The 16,442-nt window shown below is 65.0% G+C and carries 17 protein-coding genes; 8 read left to right on the forward strand and 9 right to left on the reverse strand.

The features are described 5' to 3' along the window. Window positions 1-66 precede the first annotated feature (66 nt). The 3 genes from V474_RS05460 to plsY form a co-directional block, all read right to left on the reverse strand. Window positions 67-747 (reverse strand): hypothetical protein, encoded by a 681-nt coding sequence (locus V474_RS05460; protein WP_148649280.1) that lies wholly within the window; start codon window positions 745-747, stop codon window positions 67-69. Window positions 748-856: 109 nt separating this feature from the next. Next, complete coding sequence (gene dprA / locus V474_RS05465; protein ID WP_059150453.1) at window positions 857-1,963, reverse strand: DNA-processing protein DprA; 1,107 nt, start codon at window positions 1,961-1,963, stop codon at window positions 857-859. Then, complete coding sequence (gene plsY, locus V474_RS05470) at window positions 1,960-2,547, reverse strand: glycerol-3-phosphate 1-O-acyltransferase PlsY (RefSeq protein WP_059150800.1); 588 nt, start codon at window positions 2,545-2,547, stop codon at window positions 1,960-1,962. The genes dprA and plsY overlap by 4 nt, the downstream gene beginning before the upstream one ends. A gap of 126 nt (window positions 2,548-2,673) precedes the next feature. Here plsY and murI point away from each other — a divergent pair, with 126 nt between their 5' ends. The 3 genes from murI (at window position 2,674) to V474_RS05485 (ending at window position 6,479) form a co-directional block, all read left to right on the forward strand. Beyond that, on the forward strand, window positions 2,674-3,507 hold the full coding sequence (murI, locus tag V474_RS05475) for a glutamate racemase (RefSeq protein WP_407938316.1): 834 nt from the start codon (window positions 2,674-2,676) through the stop codon (window positions 3,505-3,507). Between the two features lie 502 nt (window positions 3,508-4,009). Beyond that, the gene (hemA, locus tag V474_RS05480) at window positions 4,010-5,224 is read left to right on the forward strand and encodes a 5-aminolevulinate synthase (protein ID WP_059150455.1); all 1,215 of its coding nucleotides are present in this window, start codon (window positions 4,010-4,012) and stop codon (window positions 5,222-5,224) included. A gap of 154 nt (window positions 5,225-5,378) precedes the next feature. After that, window positions 5,379-6,479: an NADH:flavin oxidoreductase/NADH oxidase gene (locus tag V474_RS05485; RefSeq protein WP_059150456.1), complete on the forward strand. Its 1,101-nt coding sequence runs from the start codon at window positions 5,379-5,381 to the stop codon at window positions 6,477-6,479. 105 nt (window positions 6,480-6,584) lie between these two features. Here the strand turns inward: V474_RS05485 and V474_RS05490 are convergent, their stop codons facing one another. From V474_RS05490 to V474_RS05510, 5 genes are all read right to left on the reverse strand, one after another. Further along, a complete protein-coding gene (locus tag V474_RS05490) occupies window positions 6,585-7,793 on the reverse strand; it encodes a type III PLP-dependent enzyme (RefSeq protein ID WP_059150457.1) in 1,209 nt (402 codons plus the stop codon). A 368-nt stretch (window positions 7,794-8,161) separates the two neighbouring features. Then, a complete protein-coding gene (locus tag V474_RS05495) occupies window positions 8,162-9,355 on the reverse strand; it encodes a carboxynorspermidine decarboxylase (protein ID WP_059150458.1) in 1,194 nt (397 codons plus the stop codon). A 16-nt stretch (window positions 9,356-9,371) separates the two neighbouring features. Continuing rightward, entirely contained in the window at window positions 9,372-9,722 is a 351-nt protein-coding gene (locus V474_RS05500) for a DMT family protein (RefSeq protein WP_059150459.1), read from the reverse strand. A gap of 8 nt (window positions 9,723-9,730) precedes the next feature. Next, window positions 9,731-10,150, reverse strand: a complete 420-nt coding sequence (locus tag V474_RS05505) for a hypothetical protein (RefSeq protein ID WP_059150460.1) — start codon at window positions 10,148-10,150, stop codon at window positions 9,731-9,733. After that, window positions 10,150-11,361, reverse strand: a complete 1,212-nt coding sequence (locus V474_RS05510) for a saccharopine dehydrogenase family protein (RefSeq protein WP_059150461.1) — start codon at window positions 11,359-11,361, stop codon at window positions 10,150-10,152. Before V474_RS05510 ends, V474_RS05505 begins: the two co-directional genes overlap by 1 nt. A 250-nt stretch (window positions 11,362-11,611) precedes the next feature. On the opposite strand from V474_RS05510, the gene V474_RS05515 reads away from it, so the two are divergent. From V474_RS05515 to V474_RS05535, 5 genes are all read left to right on the forward strand, one after another. Beyond that, window positions 11,612-12,826, forward strand: a complete 1,215-nt coding sequence (locus V474_RS05515) for a DUF3419 family protein (RefSeq protein ID WP_059150462.1) — start codon at window positions 11,612-11,614, stop codon at window positions 12,824-12,826. A gap of 5 nt (window positions 12,827-12,831) precedes the next feature. Continuing rightward, window positions 12,832-13,470 (forward strand): class I SAM-dependent methyltransferase, encoded by a 639-nt coding sequence (locus V474_RS05520; RefSeq protein ID WP_059150463.1) that lies wholly within the window; start codon window positions 12,832-12,834, stop codon window positions 13,468-13,470. A gap of 71 nt (window positions 13,471-13,541) precedes the next feature. After that, window positions 13,542-14,513, forward strand: coding sequence for a threonine ammonia-lyase (locus V474_RS05525; protein WP_059150464.1), 972 nt, complete (start codon window positions 13,542-13,544; stop codon window positions 14,511-14,513). A gap of 100 nt (window positions 14,514-14,613) precedes the next feature. Beyond that, the gene (locus V474_RS05530) at window positions 14,614-14,847 is read left to right on the forward strand and encodes a hypothetical protein (RefSeq protein ID WP_082699595.1); all 234 of its coding nucleotides are present in this window, start codon (window positions 14,614-14,616) and stop codon (window positions 14,845-14,847) included. 31 nt (window positions 14,848-14,878) lie between these two features. Then, a complete protein-coding gene (locus V474_RS05535) occupies window positions 14,879-15,139 on the forward strand; it encodes a hypothetical protein (RefSeq protein ID WP_059150466.1) in 261 nt (86 codons plus the stop codon). A gap of 41 nt (window positions 15,140-15,180) precedes the next feature. Here the strand turns inward: V474_RS05535 and V474_RS05540 are convergent, their stop codons facing one another. Continuing rightward, window positions 15,181-16,440: a class I SAM-dependent RNA methyltransferase gene (locus tag V474_RS05540; RefSeq protein ID WP_059150801.1), complete on the reverse strand. Its 1,260-nt coding sequence runs from the start codon at window positions 16,438-16,440 to the stop codon at window positions 15,181-15,183. Window positions 16,441-16,442 lie beyond the last annotated feature (2 nt).

The following is a 16,442-nucleotide window of genomic DNA, read 5'->3' on the forward strand; positions in this document are numbered from 1 at the left end:
ATATGTGTGTACGCATAGGGTGGGAAGCATTGGGGCGGTTCGTCAAGCGCAAGACACGTCCTTTGCTCAGGCGAAAACCGCAGCCACACGCTCGTCCCGGTCGACCAGGAGTGCGAAGAGAGCCACGGTGCCGCAGGAAATCAGAGCGGAAAGCCCGTAACTGGCGATGTTGCCGAGAAATTCAACGATTTGCTGCGCCACGCCGATATTCGCGGCCTCCTCGCTGATCGCTGCATAGATACCCAGCGGCAGAAGGACAGCGGCGAAAGCCACGCATACGACAGCCAGAAAACCCACAATTGGCCAGGTGGAGCCGCGCGTCAGCCGCCAGCTTTCCGCGAGAGCCGGCAAGACCGAAGAACCCCGCGCCACGGCAAGCGCCCCTGCCAGTGACCAGCGCGCTATCAGGATCAGGCCGGGCAGGATCAGGAGCACCAGCCCCAGCAATCCCGCGACCGAGGTAATGAACGAAATGGCTGCATAGGCCATGAAGCCCGCGCCTCTGCTCCGGCTACCCTCCAGAAGCCCTTCGGTCGCCAGCACCTGCCAGAACAGAAAATAACCGGCGACCGAAGATACCGCCATTTCCACCCCGATGCCCGGCATATCGTCGGTCATGAATGACAGGACGCTGGAAACCAAGCTCATGCCCAGCGCGAAGCCAGCCAGCACCGCGCGACTGCGCCCGGCGATGCCCGCGCCTTGCGCAAAAATGTCGCCCACGCGAATTGCCGGTTGGGTAGTCACCGCCGAAAGCCCCGTTTCTGCCTTGGGTCGAGGCTCTGCGCGAGGCGGTCCCGGTCGTCAATCTGCAAGTTGCCAATTCGTTCTGATTGTTGGATAATTTGCTTAAGCGTCAGCCAATGCTGACCCGCCCGCCCGCATGGCGTACCAGTTGGCCCGCCAGTTCGAGTTCGAGCAGAGCCAGTTGCACGCTGGCGGCGCTGGCGCCCGACTGGCGGATCAGTTCGTCCACCCCCACCGGCGCGGTGGTGAGCAGCCCACCTACATCTGCCGGATCGCCGGTTTCCTCGGCCAGCTCCGACGCTCCCCAGTCCATGGCCACCTCGCGCAGGGAGGAACGCGGGTCGCCGGTGAAGCCGGACAGCAGTTCGATCACGTCGGCCGCGCCCTGCACCAGTATCGCTCCGTCGCGGATCAACTGGTTGCAACCATGCGAGCGCGGATCGACCGGAGATCCGGGGATCGCCATGACCTCGCGTCCCATTTCACCGGCGAGACGCGCGGTGATGAGCGAGCCGGACCGGGGCGCGGCCTCCACCACCAGCGTGCCTGCCGCCAGCCCGGAAATGATCCGGTTGCGGGTGGGAAAGTGGCGCGCAAGCGGCTCGGTGCCGGGCGGCTGTTCGGCCAGAAGCAGGCCTTTTGCCGCGATATCTTCCTGCAGCGCCGCGTGCTCGGGCGGGTAGGAAATGTCGATGCCGCTGGCGATAACTCCGATCGTCGCGCCGCCGGCCAGGGCACCGTGATGCGCGGCCCCGTCAATCCCGCGCGCCAGGCCCGAAACGACGGTCCAGCCCGCGCCCGCAAGATCGTGGGCGATTTCCCGCGACAGACGGATCGCGGCGGCGGATGCATTGCGCGCGCCCACCATCGCGACGCAGGGCCGCGATGAAAGCGCGATATCGCCCCGGTAGGTCAGGATTGGCGGCGCACCCTCGGATTCGGCGAGGAGGCGCGGATAATCGGGCGAATCGTGGAAAAGGTAGCGCGCGCCGGCCTTGCGCAACGCGGCGATTTCGTCGTGGATGCGCCGCTCGGGCGCGGCGGTGTATGTCCGGCCCTTGCGTCCGGCAATGTCGGGCAATGCTGCCAGCGCCGCCATGCCGCTGCCGAAGCGCGCCATGAAGTGCCCATACGTGACCGGCCCTACATTGGGCGAACGCAGCAGGCGGATGCGGGCGAAAGCCTCTTCCTGCGAAAGTCCGCCCTCTGCGCTCATCCCTTCTTGCCGCTGCCGATGCGTGGCTCGGTTCCGGCGCGCAGACGGGCGATGTTCTCGCGGTGCTGGAACAACACGAGCGCGGCGATCACCGCCAGCACCGTGGCGGCCTCACGCTCCCCCAGCGCCAGCGCGGCCAGTGGCGCGACGATGGCGGCGGTCATCCCTGCGACCGAGGAAATCTTCGCGGTTGCAAGCAGGCCAAGCCACGTCAGCGCATAAGCCAGCCCCACCGGCCAGGCGAGGCCGAAGGCAATGCCCGCCATGGTAGCCACGCCCTTGCCGCCCCTGAACCCCAGCCAGACCGGGAAGCAGTGACCCAGGAACGCCCCCAGCCCCGCCAGCGCGGCATAGTCAGGCCACAGGCGCGCGGCGATCAGCACGGCGGCAAGGCCCTTCGCAAGGTCGAGCAGCAACGTGGCCGCCGCCAGCCCCTTGCGGCCGGTGCGCAGCACGTTGGTGGCGCCGATATTGCCCGAACCGATCGAGCGCAGGTCTCCTGCGCCGAACAGGCGGGTGATGATGAGGCCAAACGGTACGGAACCGAAGGCGTAACCGAGCGCAAGTGCGAGAATCCAGTCCATGACGCGGTGCATTAGCGCCCTATCGCGCCAAGCAGAAGACAGGTTGCAGCATTGGACGTTGCCCTGTCCACGCCTGCGCGGTTAACAGGTGGCAAGGTCCAGGGAAAAACGATGGCTTCCGATACAATGAACGCGCCGCGCGGCGCCGGCACGGCTTTTGCCGCGATCGCTCGCTGGGCGCCAATTCTGGTGTTCGATTCGGGCGTCGGCGGCCTGACGGTGCTGGAGGAAGTACGCAAGGCCCTGCCCGATGCGCCGATCATCTACGCCGCCGACACAGCCGGTCTGCCCTATGGCACCAAGACCGAGGCGCAGATCGCCGCGCGCGTCGCCGGGCTGCTGGGCCGCATGACCGAGCGATTCCGCCCGCGCCTCGTCTGCATCGCCTGCAACACGGCTTCGACAATCGCGCTGGGGATGGTCCGCGAAGTGCTGGAGGTGCCCATCGTCGGCACGGTACCCGCAATCAAGCCCGCCGCCGCGATGACCCGCACCGGGGTGATCGGCCTGCTCGGCACCGAGGCAACCGTGCGGCAGGCCTATGTCGACCGGCTGGAGCACGAATTCGCCGCCGACAAGCGCCTGCTGCGGCACGGCGCGCCCGGCCTCGTCGAAGCGGCCGAGGCCAAGCTGCGCGGCGAAACCGTCGATCCGGCCATCATCGAACATGCCGCCAACGCCTTGCGCAGCCAGCCCGGCGGCGAGTTGATCGACACCGTGGTGCTGGCCTGCACCCACTTCCCTCTGGTTGAGGAGGAACTGGCCCGCGCCTTCGGTCCGGACGTGCGATTCGTCCACGGCGCGCAAGGGATCGCGCGCCAGGTCGCCCGTCTCACGGCGGGACAGGAATACGCCCGCCAAGCCCCTGACAGGGCGCTATTTACAGGGGCGGGAGACGTGCCTGATGCGTACCGCACGAAGCTGGCGCAATATGGATTGCTTGAGGTTCAGAGATTTTGACGCGGCAACTGAACATCTGGTTGTTGTCGGGACTGCTCACCATTGGAATTCCCTGCTACCGGGTACCTGGTCGACCCGGGCGCCGGTCCGACCCAGGGCAAAGCCGGTGGCGATAGCGCAACTTCGCGCGCTTGCGGCAATGCCCGAAGGCCAGCACCTGTCGCCTTGCGGGTGGAGACGGCGGCCCTGCGCTACAGCTCGCGCTAATAACTCATCGTGTCGGGCGGCAGTCCGATCGTAATCGACGCGCAGATGCCTATCGTAGCGAAAACCTCTCGTGGTTGAGTACGATCAATGCGTTCCACCGCGCCGAGCCGCAGATAGTGGTCGTCGCCGGACGCGACCCGGCAAAAGTTCCGTTTTCCGCGGGCACGTTTTCCGATTAGACCCTTGTCATAAGCGACTGGCAATGGATGACACGATACGCTATTGGCCGCCGGAAAAGCTAACCGGGCCGTTGATAAGGCGCACAGGGCAAGCAACGCAGGACACAGTCTCAACCGTGAACTACGAACATATATTTGACCAGGCGATCGAGCGGCTCCATTCCGAGGGCCGTTATCGGGTATTCATCGACATCCTGCGCAACAAGGGTGCCTATCCCAACGCGCGCTGCTTTGCCGGCCATAATGGTCCCAAGCCAATCACGGTCTGGTGCTCGAACGATTATCTCGCCATGGGCCAGCACCCCAAGGTGATCGAAGCCATGGAAGAAGCGCTTCACGATGTCGGCGCCGGTTCCGGCGGCACCCGCAATATCGGCGGCAACACCCATTACCACATCGAGCTTGAGCACGAACTGGCCGACCTGCATGGAAAGCAGGGCGCGCTGCTGTTCACCTCGGGCTACGTCTCGAACGACGCCACATTGTCGACGCTGGCCAAGCTGCTGCCGGGCTGCGTGATATTCTCGGACGAGCTGAACCACGCCAGCATGATCGCGGGCATCCGCAATTCGGGCTGCGAAAAAAAGGTCTGGCGCCATAATGACCTCGAGCATCTTGAGGAACTGCTGGCCGAAACCGACGAGACCGTACCCAAGCTGATCGCCTTCGAATCGGTCTACTCGATGGACGGCGACATCGCTCCGATCCACGCGATCTGCGACCTGGCGGACAAGTACAACGCGCTCACCTATATCGACGAGGTCCATGCGGTCGGCATGTACGGCCCGCGCGGCGGCGGCATCACCGACCGCGATGAAGCCGCTCACCGGATCGACATTATCGAGGGTACGCTGGGCAAGGCCTTTGGCGTGATGGGCGGCTACATCGCCACCAACACCAAGATCATCGACTGTATCCGCTCCTACGCGCCGGGCTTCATCTTCACGACCTCGTTGTCGCCGGTGCTGGTCGCGGGCGTGCTGGCCTCGGTCAAGCACCTGAAAAGCTCCAGCGCGGAGCGTGAGGGGCAACAGCGTTCGGCGGCCCTGATGAAGCAGATGTTCCGCGATGCCGGCCTGCCGGTCATGGATTCCACCACGCACATCGTGCCGCTCATGGTAGGCGACCCGGTGCGCGCCAAGCAGATCAGCGATATCCTGCTGGCCGAATACGGTGCCTATGTTCAGCCGATCAATTACCCCACCGTACCGCGCGGCACCGAACGCCTGCGCTTCACCCCCGGCCCGGCCCACACCGACGAGATGATGCAAGACCTTACACAGGCCCTTGTCGAAATCTGGGAACGGCTGGAGATGCGCGAAGCAGCCTGAGCCGCGCTTTACGGCATGGCAGCAATACTTTCGTAGGGGCTCCCCGCCAAACCGGCCGGGAGCCCTTTTCGTTGCGCTGCACAATCCCCAAATCACGTCCGCACCGCAGGCCCCCTCCCCCCGTGGACCTGCGCCCGTGATCGAAGGATATTTCATGGCCAAGCTGTTCGAACCCATTACCCTGGGCGACCTGACGCTCTCCAATCGCATCGTTATCGCCCCGATGTGCCAATATTCCGCCGAAGATGGCCAAATGACCGACTGGCACGCCGTCCACCTCGGCAACCTTGCCCAGTCGGGCGCAGCGCTCCTGACCATCGAGGCTACCGCCGTGACGCCAGAGGGCCGGATCTCCTACGGCGACGTGGGGCTCTGGGACGACGCTACCGAAGAGGCCATGGCCAAGGTGCTGGAAACGGTGCGCCGCTGGTCGGACATGCCGATCGCGATCCAGCTCGGCCATGCCGGACGCAAGGCGAGCTGCGCCAAGCCTTGGGATGGCGGCGGCCAGATCGCCCCGGACGCCCCGAACGGCTGGCAGACGCTGTCGGCCTCCAACCTGCCTTTCCAGCCTGACGAGAACCCTCCAACCGCGCTCGATAAGGCAGGCCTTGCCCGAATCCGTGATGCTTTCACCGAAGCCACGAAGCGCGCAGCACGCCTTGGGATCGACGCGGTGCAGATCCACGGCGCGCACGGCTACCTGCTCCATCAGTTCCTCTCGCCGCTCTCCAACCAGCGCACCGACGAATATGGCGGCAGCCTGGAGAACCGCCTGCGCTTCCCGCTTGAAATCTTCGACGCCGTGCGCGCCGCTTTCCCGCCTGAAAAGCCGGTAACCATGCGTGTCTCAGGCACCGACTGGGTTGAGGGCGGCTGGGACGCCGAACAGACCGTCGCTTTAGCCCAGGCGCTGGAAGCACGCGGCGCTTCGGCGATTCATGTCTCCAGCGGCGGGCTGGATGCATCGCAGCAGATCCCGGTCGGGCCCAACTACCAGGTCCCGCTGGCCCGCGCCGTGAAGGAAGCCGTGACCATGCCCGTGGTCACCGTCGGGCTCATCACCGAACCGGAACAGGCCGAGGCTATCATCGCCACCGGCGAGGCTGACATGATCGCGCTTGCCCGCACCGTGCTCTACGACCCGCGCTGGCCGTGGCATGCGGCAGCAGCGCTGGGCGCGAAGATGCCCGTGGCGCCGCAGTATCTGCGCAGCCAGCCCCACCGCGTGAAGGAACTTTTCGTCAAGGCATGACCGGAACCTCCTCCCCGTTACCAAAGGGGTATAGGGAGGATCGCAACAAAAAAGGCCCCCGGAACAGCAGTTCCGGAGGCCTTTTTTCGCTAAATCACGAGCGCATCAGCGCAGCGAGACGACATTGTCCGAAACGCGCGGATCCTTGCGACCGGTGTAAAGGCTGGCCATCGGCTCGTCCTGCGCCACCACGACTTCGCCGCCGCCGAAACCGTTGAAGGCCGTGCGCATCGCCGCGCCGTAGGCGCCCAGCATGCCGACTTCGATGAAGTCGCCCGCCTTGATATCGGCAGGGAGCATGAACGGGCCTTCCATGAAGTCGGCATCGTCGCAGGTCGGGCCGTAGAACGAGAAGCCCTGAAGCTCCGTCGACCGGTCGCCTTCACGCGGGATCGCCTTGACGGGGAAGCGCCAGGCGACATGGGCAGCATCGTAGAGGGCGCCGTAAGCACCGTCGTTGATGTACAGCTCATCACCACGGCGCTTCTCGACCTTGACCACCAGCGAGTTGTACTCGGCTGAAAGCGCCCGGCCGGGTTCGCACCACAGCTCTGCGTTGTAGGCGATCGGCAATGCCTCGAAGTGGCGGTGGATGATCGCGAAGTAATCCTCGAGCGGAGGCGGCTCCATGCCGGGGTAGCACGAGGGGAAACCGCCGCCGACGTCGATCATGTCGATGACGACGCCGGCATCCGCGATCGCGGCGCGTGCGCGCTCCAGCGCCTGGACATAGGCGAAGGGGGTCATCGCCTGCGAACCGACGTGGAAGCACAGGCCCAGCCAGTCGGCGACCTGACGGGTTGCCTGCAGCAGCTCACCCGCGTCGGCGATATCGATGCCGAACTTCGAGGCTAGGCTGAGTTCCGAGTATTCCGAGGAAACGCGCAGACGAACGCAAAGGCGCAGGTCCTTGGCGGCGTTGCCATCGGCGTCGGTGGTGGCATCAACGATCTTCTCGACTTCCTCAAGGGTGTCGAGGCTGAACGTGCGCACGCCGTGCTGGAAATAGGCTTCGCGAATCGCGCTCGCGGTCTTGACCGGGTGCATGAAGCACAAAGTCGCGTCGGGGAGCGTCGCGCGCACCATACGCACTTCGGTGATCGAAGCGACGTCGTAGTGCGAAATACCGTTATCCCACAGAATCTGGATCAGATCGGGCGAGGGATTGGCCTTGACCGCATAAAGCGATTTGCCCGGAAATTTGGTCGCAAAGAAGCGAGCCGCCCGTGCAGCTGCGTGCGGGCGGTTGATAATCACAGGTTCGTCCGGCGAAAGGGTGCCAGCTACAACCGATGCATCAGGATAAATGTGCAATTCAAGGGACCCCCAAACGGTGTGTTAACAACAAGAGCTGCCTTGCGGTTTGGAAGTCCCCATGGGGCAGCGAGGGGCCGGATATAGGGCTGCGTTCCTGAATCGCAAGTGAAAATAGACCCCTTTCACAAAAATGTCACAAGGGGTTTTGGGCGACCAGAACACGGCATAAAATCCGGAATCTTTATCTTAAAAAACAGGGGCTTGCATAAATCCACTCCATGACAGTCGGATGACCGATCCATAACGCATAAGCGAGTGACCAGGCCGGCGGTCTCAGGACGTGAACAGAACCGGGCTGCACGCGATCCCGGCGATTCGAAAATGCGGGATTGACCGCGCCTCTCACACGGCGAGCAGTGCAATCGTCAGCTCAACCTGCCACGGAAATCCTCGTAGTCGAACCGGCGGACACATTCGAGGCCGTCCGTCTCCGAATCCCAGAGCCAGATCGAGGGCAACGGCACGCCGTTGAAAGTCGTGGTCTTGACCATCGAATAGTGCGCCTGGTCGAGGAAAGCGAAGCGCAGGCCCGGTTCGGCGGCGGCCGGCAGGCGGTAATCACCGATAACGTCGCCGGCCAGGCAAGATGGACCGCCAAGGCGCACGGCCCCGCTCTCGTCCATACCGTCCTCGTCCATCGGCAACTCGCCCAGCATGGCGGGACGATAGGGCGCCTCGATCACGTCGGGCATGTGGCAGGTGGCCGAAATGTCGACGATGGCTACCGGCATTCCGTTCCAGCCCACGTCGAGCACGGTGCCCACAAGAATGCCGGCGTCCAGCGCCACCGCCTCGCCCGGCTCGATGTAGATTTGCGCGCCGGTATCCTCGGCCATGTCGGAGAGGAATTCGACCAGTTCATCGCGCTGGTAATCGGCGCGGGTGATGTGATGGCCGCCACCCAGGTTGATCCACTTGAGGCTGCCGAAATAAGGCTCGATAAAATCGAACACCTTGTCCCAGGTGCGGTGCAGCGGCTCGAAGTCCTGCTCGCACAGATTGTGGAAGTGGATGCCGTCGATCATGCCGACATGGTCTTCGGTCAGCTGGTCGATCGGGAAGCCGAGGCGCGAATGCGGCGCGGATGGATCGTATTTCGGCACCTCGCCCTCGGGGTGGAGCGGGTTGATGCGCAGGCCGATGTGGAAGATCTCGCCGCGCGCGCGGGCCAGCTCCACGTAAGGCCAGAAGCGCTCGATCTGGGCGGGCGAATTGAAGATGACGTGATCGGAGAGGCGCAGGATCTCGTCCATGTCCTCTTCCTTGTAGGCCGCGCAGTAAGTCGCGATCTCGCCGTCGTAGAATTCCGAGGCAAGGCGCGCTTCCCACAGGCCCGAGGTGCACACACCGTCGAGGTATTCGCCCACGATCGACGCGGTCGACCACATCGAGAACGCCTTCAGCGCGGACAGCACCTTGGCGCGCGAACGCTCGCCGATGTCGGCAAGAATGCGCAGGTTGTCGCGCAGCTTCGCGGCATCGACCACGAAGGCGGGGCTGTCGACGCGGGCAAGGTCGAACTTTGCGAAGGCGCCCGGATCGCCGGCTTTGGTTTCCATGCTTACTCGTCCCGTATCAGCCCAGCGGGCCTTTGAAGATGAACCACGCCCCTGCCCCGACAAGGCAGAAGCCGACGATCTCGTTCCAGCCCGGTTTCTGCCCGAACAGCGCCCAGGCCACCAGCACGAAGCCCAGCAGCGAAAACGCCTCCTGCATCACCTTGAGCTGGCCGAGCGAATAGACCTGCGCGCCGATCCGGTTGGCGGGCACGGCAAGGCAGTATTCGAAAAAAGCGATGCCCCAGCTCATCGCGATGGCCACCCACAGCGCCTTGCCCGGGATCTTCAGGTGCAGGTACCAGGCGGTGTTCATGAAAAGGTTAGAGCCGGCCAGCAGGGCCACCGGCGCGGCGAAGGACCAGTTCACGCCGGCCCTCAGTCAACGCAGATCGCGTAGGCGGCCTTGCCGTCCTTGATCTCGGAATAGCAGCCGAACAGGCGGTCGTCGGCCTGACACTGGCCAGAGACTTTCTCGTTCCCAGAGGCCGAACCGGCACTGCCTACGCACTTGCCCTCACACTGCGAGGTATCGGTGCAAGCCTTGCCCGCATCGGCGAAGGGGCGGACGCACTGTTCCATGCCTAGCCTGCCGCGGCGTTGCACCGTGCCGCCAGTGGAAGTGCAGGCAGCCTTGTCCGCCGCGCTCATATCGCGCGCGTAGGACTGGTTGCCGGGCGCTTGGGTGGCCCCACCGGTCGGCGGGGTTGGCGGCTGGGGGCCGGCCTGCGGCGTGCAGGCGCCGAGTGCGAAAGCACCCAGCGCAGCCAGAGCAAGACTGCGAACCGGCCCCACCATCAGAACGGAAGCGGCTCGGCGAGTTCTTCCACCGTCCACGGCAGGCCGTGCTTGTTCAGCATGTCCATGTAGGGATCGGGATCGAACTGCTCGATGTTGAACACGCCCTCACCCGCCCAGGCGCCGGTCAGCACCATGGCCGCGCCGATCATCGCCGGAACGCCGGTGGTGTAGCTGACCGCCTGGTTGCCGGTTTCGGCATAGGCGTCTTCGTGGTCGCAGATGTTCTTGATGTAGAACGTCTTTTCGCCCGAACCGTCCAGCGCCTCGCCGGTGGCGATGTCGCCGATGTTGGTCTTGCCCTTGGTCGTGGGGCCCAGCGATGCGGGCTCGGGCAACACGGCCTTGAGGAACTGCAGCGGCACGATCTCGACGCCGTTGTAGATCACCGGGTCGATACGCGTCATGCCCACGTTCTGCAGCACGGTGAGATGCTGGATATAGGCGTCGCCAAAGGTCATCCAGAAGCGCGCGCGCTCCATTTCGGGGACGAACTTCGCGAGGCTTTCCAGCTCCTCGTGGTACATCATGTACATGTTCTTGGGGCCGACGGCCTCGAAATCGAAGCTGACTTTCTTGCCCATTGCCGGGGTCTCGACGAACTGGCCGTTCTCCCAGTGGCGGGCCGGTGCGGTCACTTCGCGGATGTTGATTTCCGGGTTGAAGTTCGTCGCGAAGGCCTGGCCGTGGTCACCGCCGTTGCAGTCGAGAATGTCGAGCGTGCGGATGGTCTTGAGCTTGTGCTTCTTGAGCCACATCGCGAACACACTGGTCACGCCCGGATCGAAGCCCGAACCCAGCAGCGCCATCAGGCCGGCTTCCTTGAAGCGCTCCTGATAGGCCCACTGCCAATGGTATTCGAACTTGGCCACGTCCTTGGGCTCGTAGTTCGCGGTGTCCATGTAGTGCGTGCCGGTCGCCAGGCAGGCGTCCATGATCGCAAGATCCTGATAAGGCAGCGCAAGATTAACGACCAGCTTGGGACCGATCTCGCGGATCAGGGCCGAGGTGGCGGCAACATCGTCGGCGTCGATGGCATAAGTGCCGATGGTGACGCCGGTGCGCTCCTTCACCGAGGCAGCGATCGCCTCGCACTTGCTGACCGTGCGACTGGCAAGATGGATGTCGCTGAAGATATCGGGATTCATCGCCATCTTGTGGACCGCGACCGATCCGACGCCGCCTGCGCCGATCACCAGAACCTTGCTCATCCGACCTGTCTCCTTGGGCGGGGATAATAGAAAGAGGGCCATATAGGGCCGCTGTGTGACAACTCAACTGTAGAGCAGCAATCGGCACCTAAAGCGACCCGAACGACACTTAACGCGCGACGAGGCGGTTCCGGCGCGAGCACACCCCTCCCCGCCGCCCCGCACTGTCATAAACTGCCATCGCCTCGTCATCACCAGGTCACGGCTGCGGCGCATTTGCGCCACATCTCCTACGAAGGACACCGGCGCCATGACCACTTCCCGCTCCCGTCTGATCGAAGGCGCCGTCGTGCGCGAGGAGACCTCGCGCAAGGCCCGTCTGCTCGACAAGGCTTTCGCGATGGCCTTCAAAGGGCTCGTCTACGCGCAGATCTGGGAAGACCCGGTGGCCGACATGGAGGCGATGCAGATCACCCCTGATAGCCGGATCATCACTATCGCCAGCGGCGGCTGCAATGCGCTGTCCTATCTCACCGCGAACCCGGCGCACATCACCGTGATTGATCTCAACACCGCGCACATCGCACTTAACAACCTCAAGCACGAAGCGGTACGCCGGCTGGACTATGCCGATCTGCGCCGCTTCATCGCCGAGGCCGACCGGCCCGAGAACCTCGCGCTCTACCGCGACCAGTTGGCCCCGCATCTCGACGAGGCGACACGCCGCTACTGGGAAGGCCGCGACCTTGTCGGCCGCCGCCGCATCGGCGCCTTCACGCGCGGCGTCTATCGCCACGGCCTGCTGGGCGGCTTCATCGGCACGGCGCACCTCGTCGCCAAGATCTACAAGATCGACCTGAATGAAATCCTCGAGGCGGACACGCTCGAAGACCAGCGCCGCGTCTTCGACGAGCGGATCGCACCCGTGTTCGAGCGCCCCATGATACGCTGGCTGACCAAGCACCCCGCTTCGCTGTTCGGCCTCGGCATCCCCCCTGCACAATACGACGCGCTGGCCGGCGGTCACCGCATGGCCGACGTGCTGCGCGGCCGCCTGGAAAAGCTCGCCTGCCATTTCCCGGTGAACGACAACTACTTCGCGTGGCAGGCGTTCTCGCGCGGGTACGGCAAGGGCGTGGAAGCGCCGCTTCCCCCTTACCTCCAGAAGGCGAACCTGCCGCAGGTGCGGGAGCGTCTCGCCCGGCTCGACCTGCGCCACGCGAACTTCACTCACGTCCTGGCCGCTGCGGACGCCGCCAGCTACGACCGCTATGTCCTGCTCGATGCGCAGGACTGGATGACCGACGCACAGCTGACCGAACTTTGGGGCGAGATCACCCGCACCGCAAAGCCCGGCGCCCGCGTGCTGTTCCGCACCGCCGCCGAGCCTACGCTGCTGCCGGGCCGGGTGCCGCAGCATATCCTCGAGCACTGGGACTACCGCACCGAGGAATCGAACACCGCCACGCTGGCGGATCGCTCCTCAATCTACGGCGGCGTCCACCTCTACGTACTCAAGGGCTGACACGGATGGCCACGGCTTCCTCCAACCACGCGGCGCTAATGGACCGGGTCTATCGCTGGCAGCGCCCGATCTACGACCTGACGCGCAAGTACTACCTGTTCGGCCGCGACCGGCTGATCCGCGAACTCGATGCGCGGCCCGGTATGGCCGTGCTGGAAATTGGCTGCGGCACCGGGCGCAATCTTGCGCAAGTCGCAAAAACCTGGCCGGGGGTGCGCCTGCACGGTCTCGACATCTCCAGCGAAATGCTGCGCAGCGCCCGCAAGCAGCTGGGCCATGCCGGCACTCTGGCGCTGGGCGATGCGACCCGCTTCGACGCCAGGGCCCTGTTGGGACGTGACGGGTTCGAGCGGGTGATGTTGTCCTACGCCGTCTCGATGATCCCGAATTGGGAAGCCGCGCTGGAACAGGCCGCCGCCACGCTGGCGCCCGGCGGCTCGCTCCACGTCGTCGATTTCGGGGACTGTTCGGGCCTCCCCGGGCCGCTGCGCCGTCTGCTGCTGGGGTGGCTGGCGCGATTTCACGTTACGCCGCGCACCGATCTCGGCACTGTCGCGGCGCGGGTTGCGCGCGACCACGGGCTGGGGCTGGAACACCGGCGCGGCCCGCTGGGATATTATCAGATGGCGCGTCTCTCACGTTGAACTGTCGCTTATCTCATTCATTTCCTTCACTCGCTTGCCCCCCGCACAGGTCCGCCCCTAAGGGTCACTCCATGACCATTACCCGCGAACCGACCGCCGCAGGCGTAGCCATCGCCGCCCGCAAGGTGGCAGAAATCCTGCCTGCCACGCCCCTGCTCCCCCTCGAAATCGACGGCCGCACGATCTGGTGCAAGGCCGAGAGCCTCCAACCCGTTGGCGCCTTCAAGATTCGCGGCGCCTGGCACCGCCTTACCGATCTTGACGAGGCACAGCGCGGCGCAGGCGTCGTGGGCGTTTCCAGCGGCAACCATGCGCAAGGCGTCGCCTGGGCTGCACAGCGCCTTGGCATCACTGCCACCATCGTCATGCCCGTCGATGCGCCGGCGGTGAAACTGGCCAGCACCCGTGCGCTGGGCGCCGAAGTCGTGCTTTACGACCGCCCCGGCGGCGAGGACCGTGACGAAGTCGCGCGGCGCGAATGCGAAAAGCGGGGCGCCGTCCTGGTCCATGCTTTCGCCGATGCCTGGGTGATCGAGGGCCAGGGAAGCACTGGCATCGAAATCACCGCGCAGATGCAGGCGCTGGCAGGCGGCGCGCCGGATCTTGTCGTTGCCCCCTGCGGCGGCGGCGGGTTGACGGCGGGCCTTGCACTGGCCTGCCCCGATGCGCGGATCGTGCCGGTGGAACCTGAAGGCTGGGACGACGTGTGCCGCAGCCTCGTCGCCGGGCGTATCCTGCCGGTCGATCCCTTCGCGCCGCCCACCGCCTGCGACGCGCTACAGACGCCTTCGACCAAGCCCATTACCTTCGCTGTCTTGAAGCAGCGCTGCTCCTTCGGCCTCGTCGCCACCCCGGCAGAAGTACGCGCCGCCCAGCGCCTAGCCTTCGCGAAACTGCGGCTCGTGCTCGAACCGGGCGGTGCGGCAGCGCTGGCGGCCGTGCTCGCCGGTAAGGTCGAGTTGGGAGAACGCACCGCCGTAGTTCTCTCTGGCGGCAACACCGATGCCGAGGCTTTTGTCCGGGTGCTGGCCGGAGAGGACTGACCGGCCCGAACCGGGACGCGTCCCTTGACGTTTCGATGGAACCCGAATCGATTGCGGGATATATTTTCCATCGGAACGATCCGGGAATCGGGAGCAAGCCGTGGACAAGGGAATGCCCGTCCACGCGGTGAAGCCGCTGAAGTTCGCCTTCATCGCCGTGGAGCTGTTTTTCATCCTCATCACGCTGGCAGCGCTGGCGGACGCTCTTCTGGCCGAGAATTGGGGGCTGGGCTGGTCGGCGTTCTTCATCGGCTTCATCGCCAGCGCCTGGGGCGCTGTGGCCTATCCGGTCTGTAAAAGCTGCTGGGGCTGGGACCGAAGCGGTTCATCCTGACAGGGCGATCGCAGCCTGCTAGAGCAGCGCGATGGATTTCGACGACCAGCTACGCCGTTACTTCGGCACCGATGATCTTGCCACGATCGCCCCGACCACGCTCGAAACCGGGATCGACCGCATGAAGGTCGACTTCGGGATGGAGAAGGACAAGGGCCGCCGTTTCGCGCTGTGGACCCTGATGTACATGTTCGGTGCCTCCCCCGACCTCGACGTCGCGTTCGACAACGAGGACGAGCGAAACACCGCGCGCGATTTCATGGACATGATGGACAAGGCGGCGGAGGGATAACGCCCCGCCTCCGGTCCTGGCATCCGGCCGGACGAAGACCTTCAGTCCCGAACGAAGTAGCTGGCCAGTTCCACATGGGTCGACCAGCGGAACTGGCCCACCGGCCGCAGTTCCACCAGCCGGAAGCCCGCCTCGACCAGCCGCACGGCATCGCGGGACCAGCTTGACGGATTGCAGCTGATGTAGACCACCCGGCCAACGGTGGAATCGGCGATGCAGTCCACCTGCTCGCGCGCACCGGCGCGCGGCGGATCGAGGACCACGGCGGCGAAGCGGTTCAGCTCATCCGCTTGCAGGGGGTTGCGGAACAGGTCGCGGTGCGCGTTGAAGATCTGCAACTGCGCCCGGTCTGCCCCGGCCTTGGCGGCCAGATGGATATCGCGCGCGGCCTCGGCGGCGTAGACCTTCGTCTGCGGCCCGGCGAGCGCAAAGGCGAAAGTGCCCAGCCCCGAAAACAGGTCCGCCACGGTTGGCGCACCTGCCAGCCACTCGCGCGCGGCGGCAACCAGCGCTTCCTCGCCGTCCTTGGTGGCCTGAAGGAACGAGCCCGGCGGGAACGGCACTTTCACGCCGCCAAGGGTGACGGTGACCGGCACCGGCTCCCACACCGTCTCGAAGCCATAACCGCCGTCCATCGTCAGGCGGGCAAGGCCGTGTTCCTGCGAGAAGGCGAGCATCGCCTCGGTCGCGGCGAGGCCTTCGGCAGTGAGACCCTTGACGCCCAGATCCACGCCCTGATCGACCAGCGTCATCTCGATATCGGCGGCCATACGCACAGTGGCGTGCTTCGAGGATTTGCCCGGCTTGCCGCCCTTCTTCGCGGGCGCCGCCTTGCCCATCATGATGAGCAGCTTGCGCAAAGGTCCCAGCAACGCGACGAATTCCGGTACGAGGACGTGGCACTCCTCCAACTCGACCAGTCGGTGCGACTTCGCCTCGCGGAAGCCGATCACGATGCGCCCGCCCGAACTCTCCGCCCGCAGCGAAGCGCGGCGGCGCGAGGACGGCGGCGAAAGGTGCGGCGCGCCGAGCAGTTCGGTGCCCAGCCCCTGCCCGGTCGAGGCATTGGCGACGCGGCCCTCGACAAAGGCCGTCAGGCTCTCCTCGTCAAGCTGCTGCAACTGGCAGCCACCGCACTTGCCGAAGTGCGGGCACGGCGGCTCGACGTGGTGCGGGCCCCATTCCAGAGTGCCGTCGATAGCCAGCATGTCGCCGGGCGCGGCGCCCCAGGCGAAGCGACCGGACGCAGTGATGCCGTCACCCTTGGAGGCGATGCGCAGGATTTCTTCGGATTCGTTGATGT

This window comes from Novosphingobium barchaimii LL02, assembly GCF_001046635.1.
Lineage (GTDB): Bacteria > Pseudomonadota > Alphaproteobacteria > Sphingomonadales > Sphingomonadaceae > Novosphingobium > Novosphingobium barchaimii.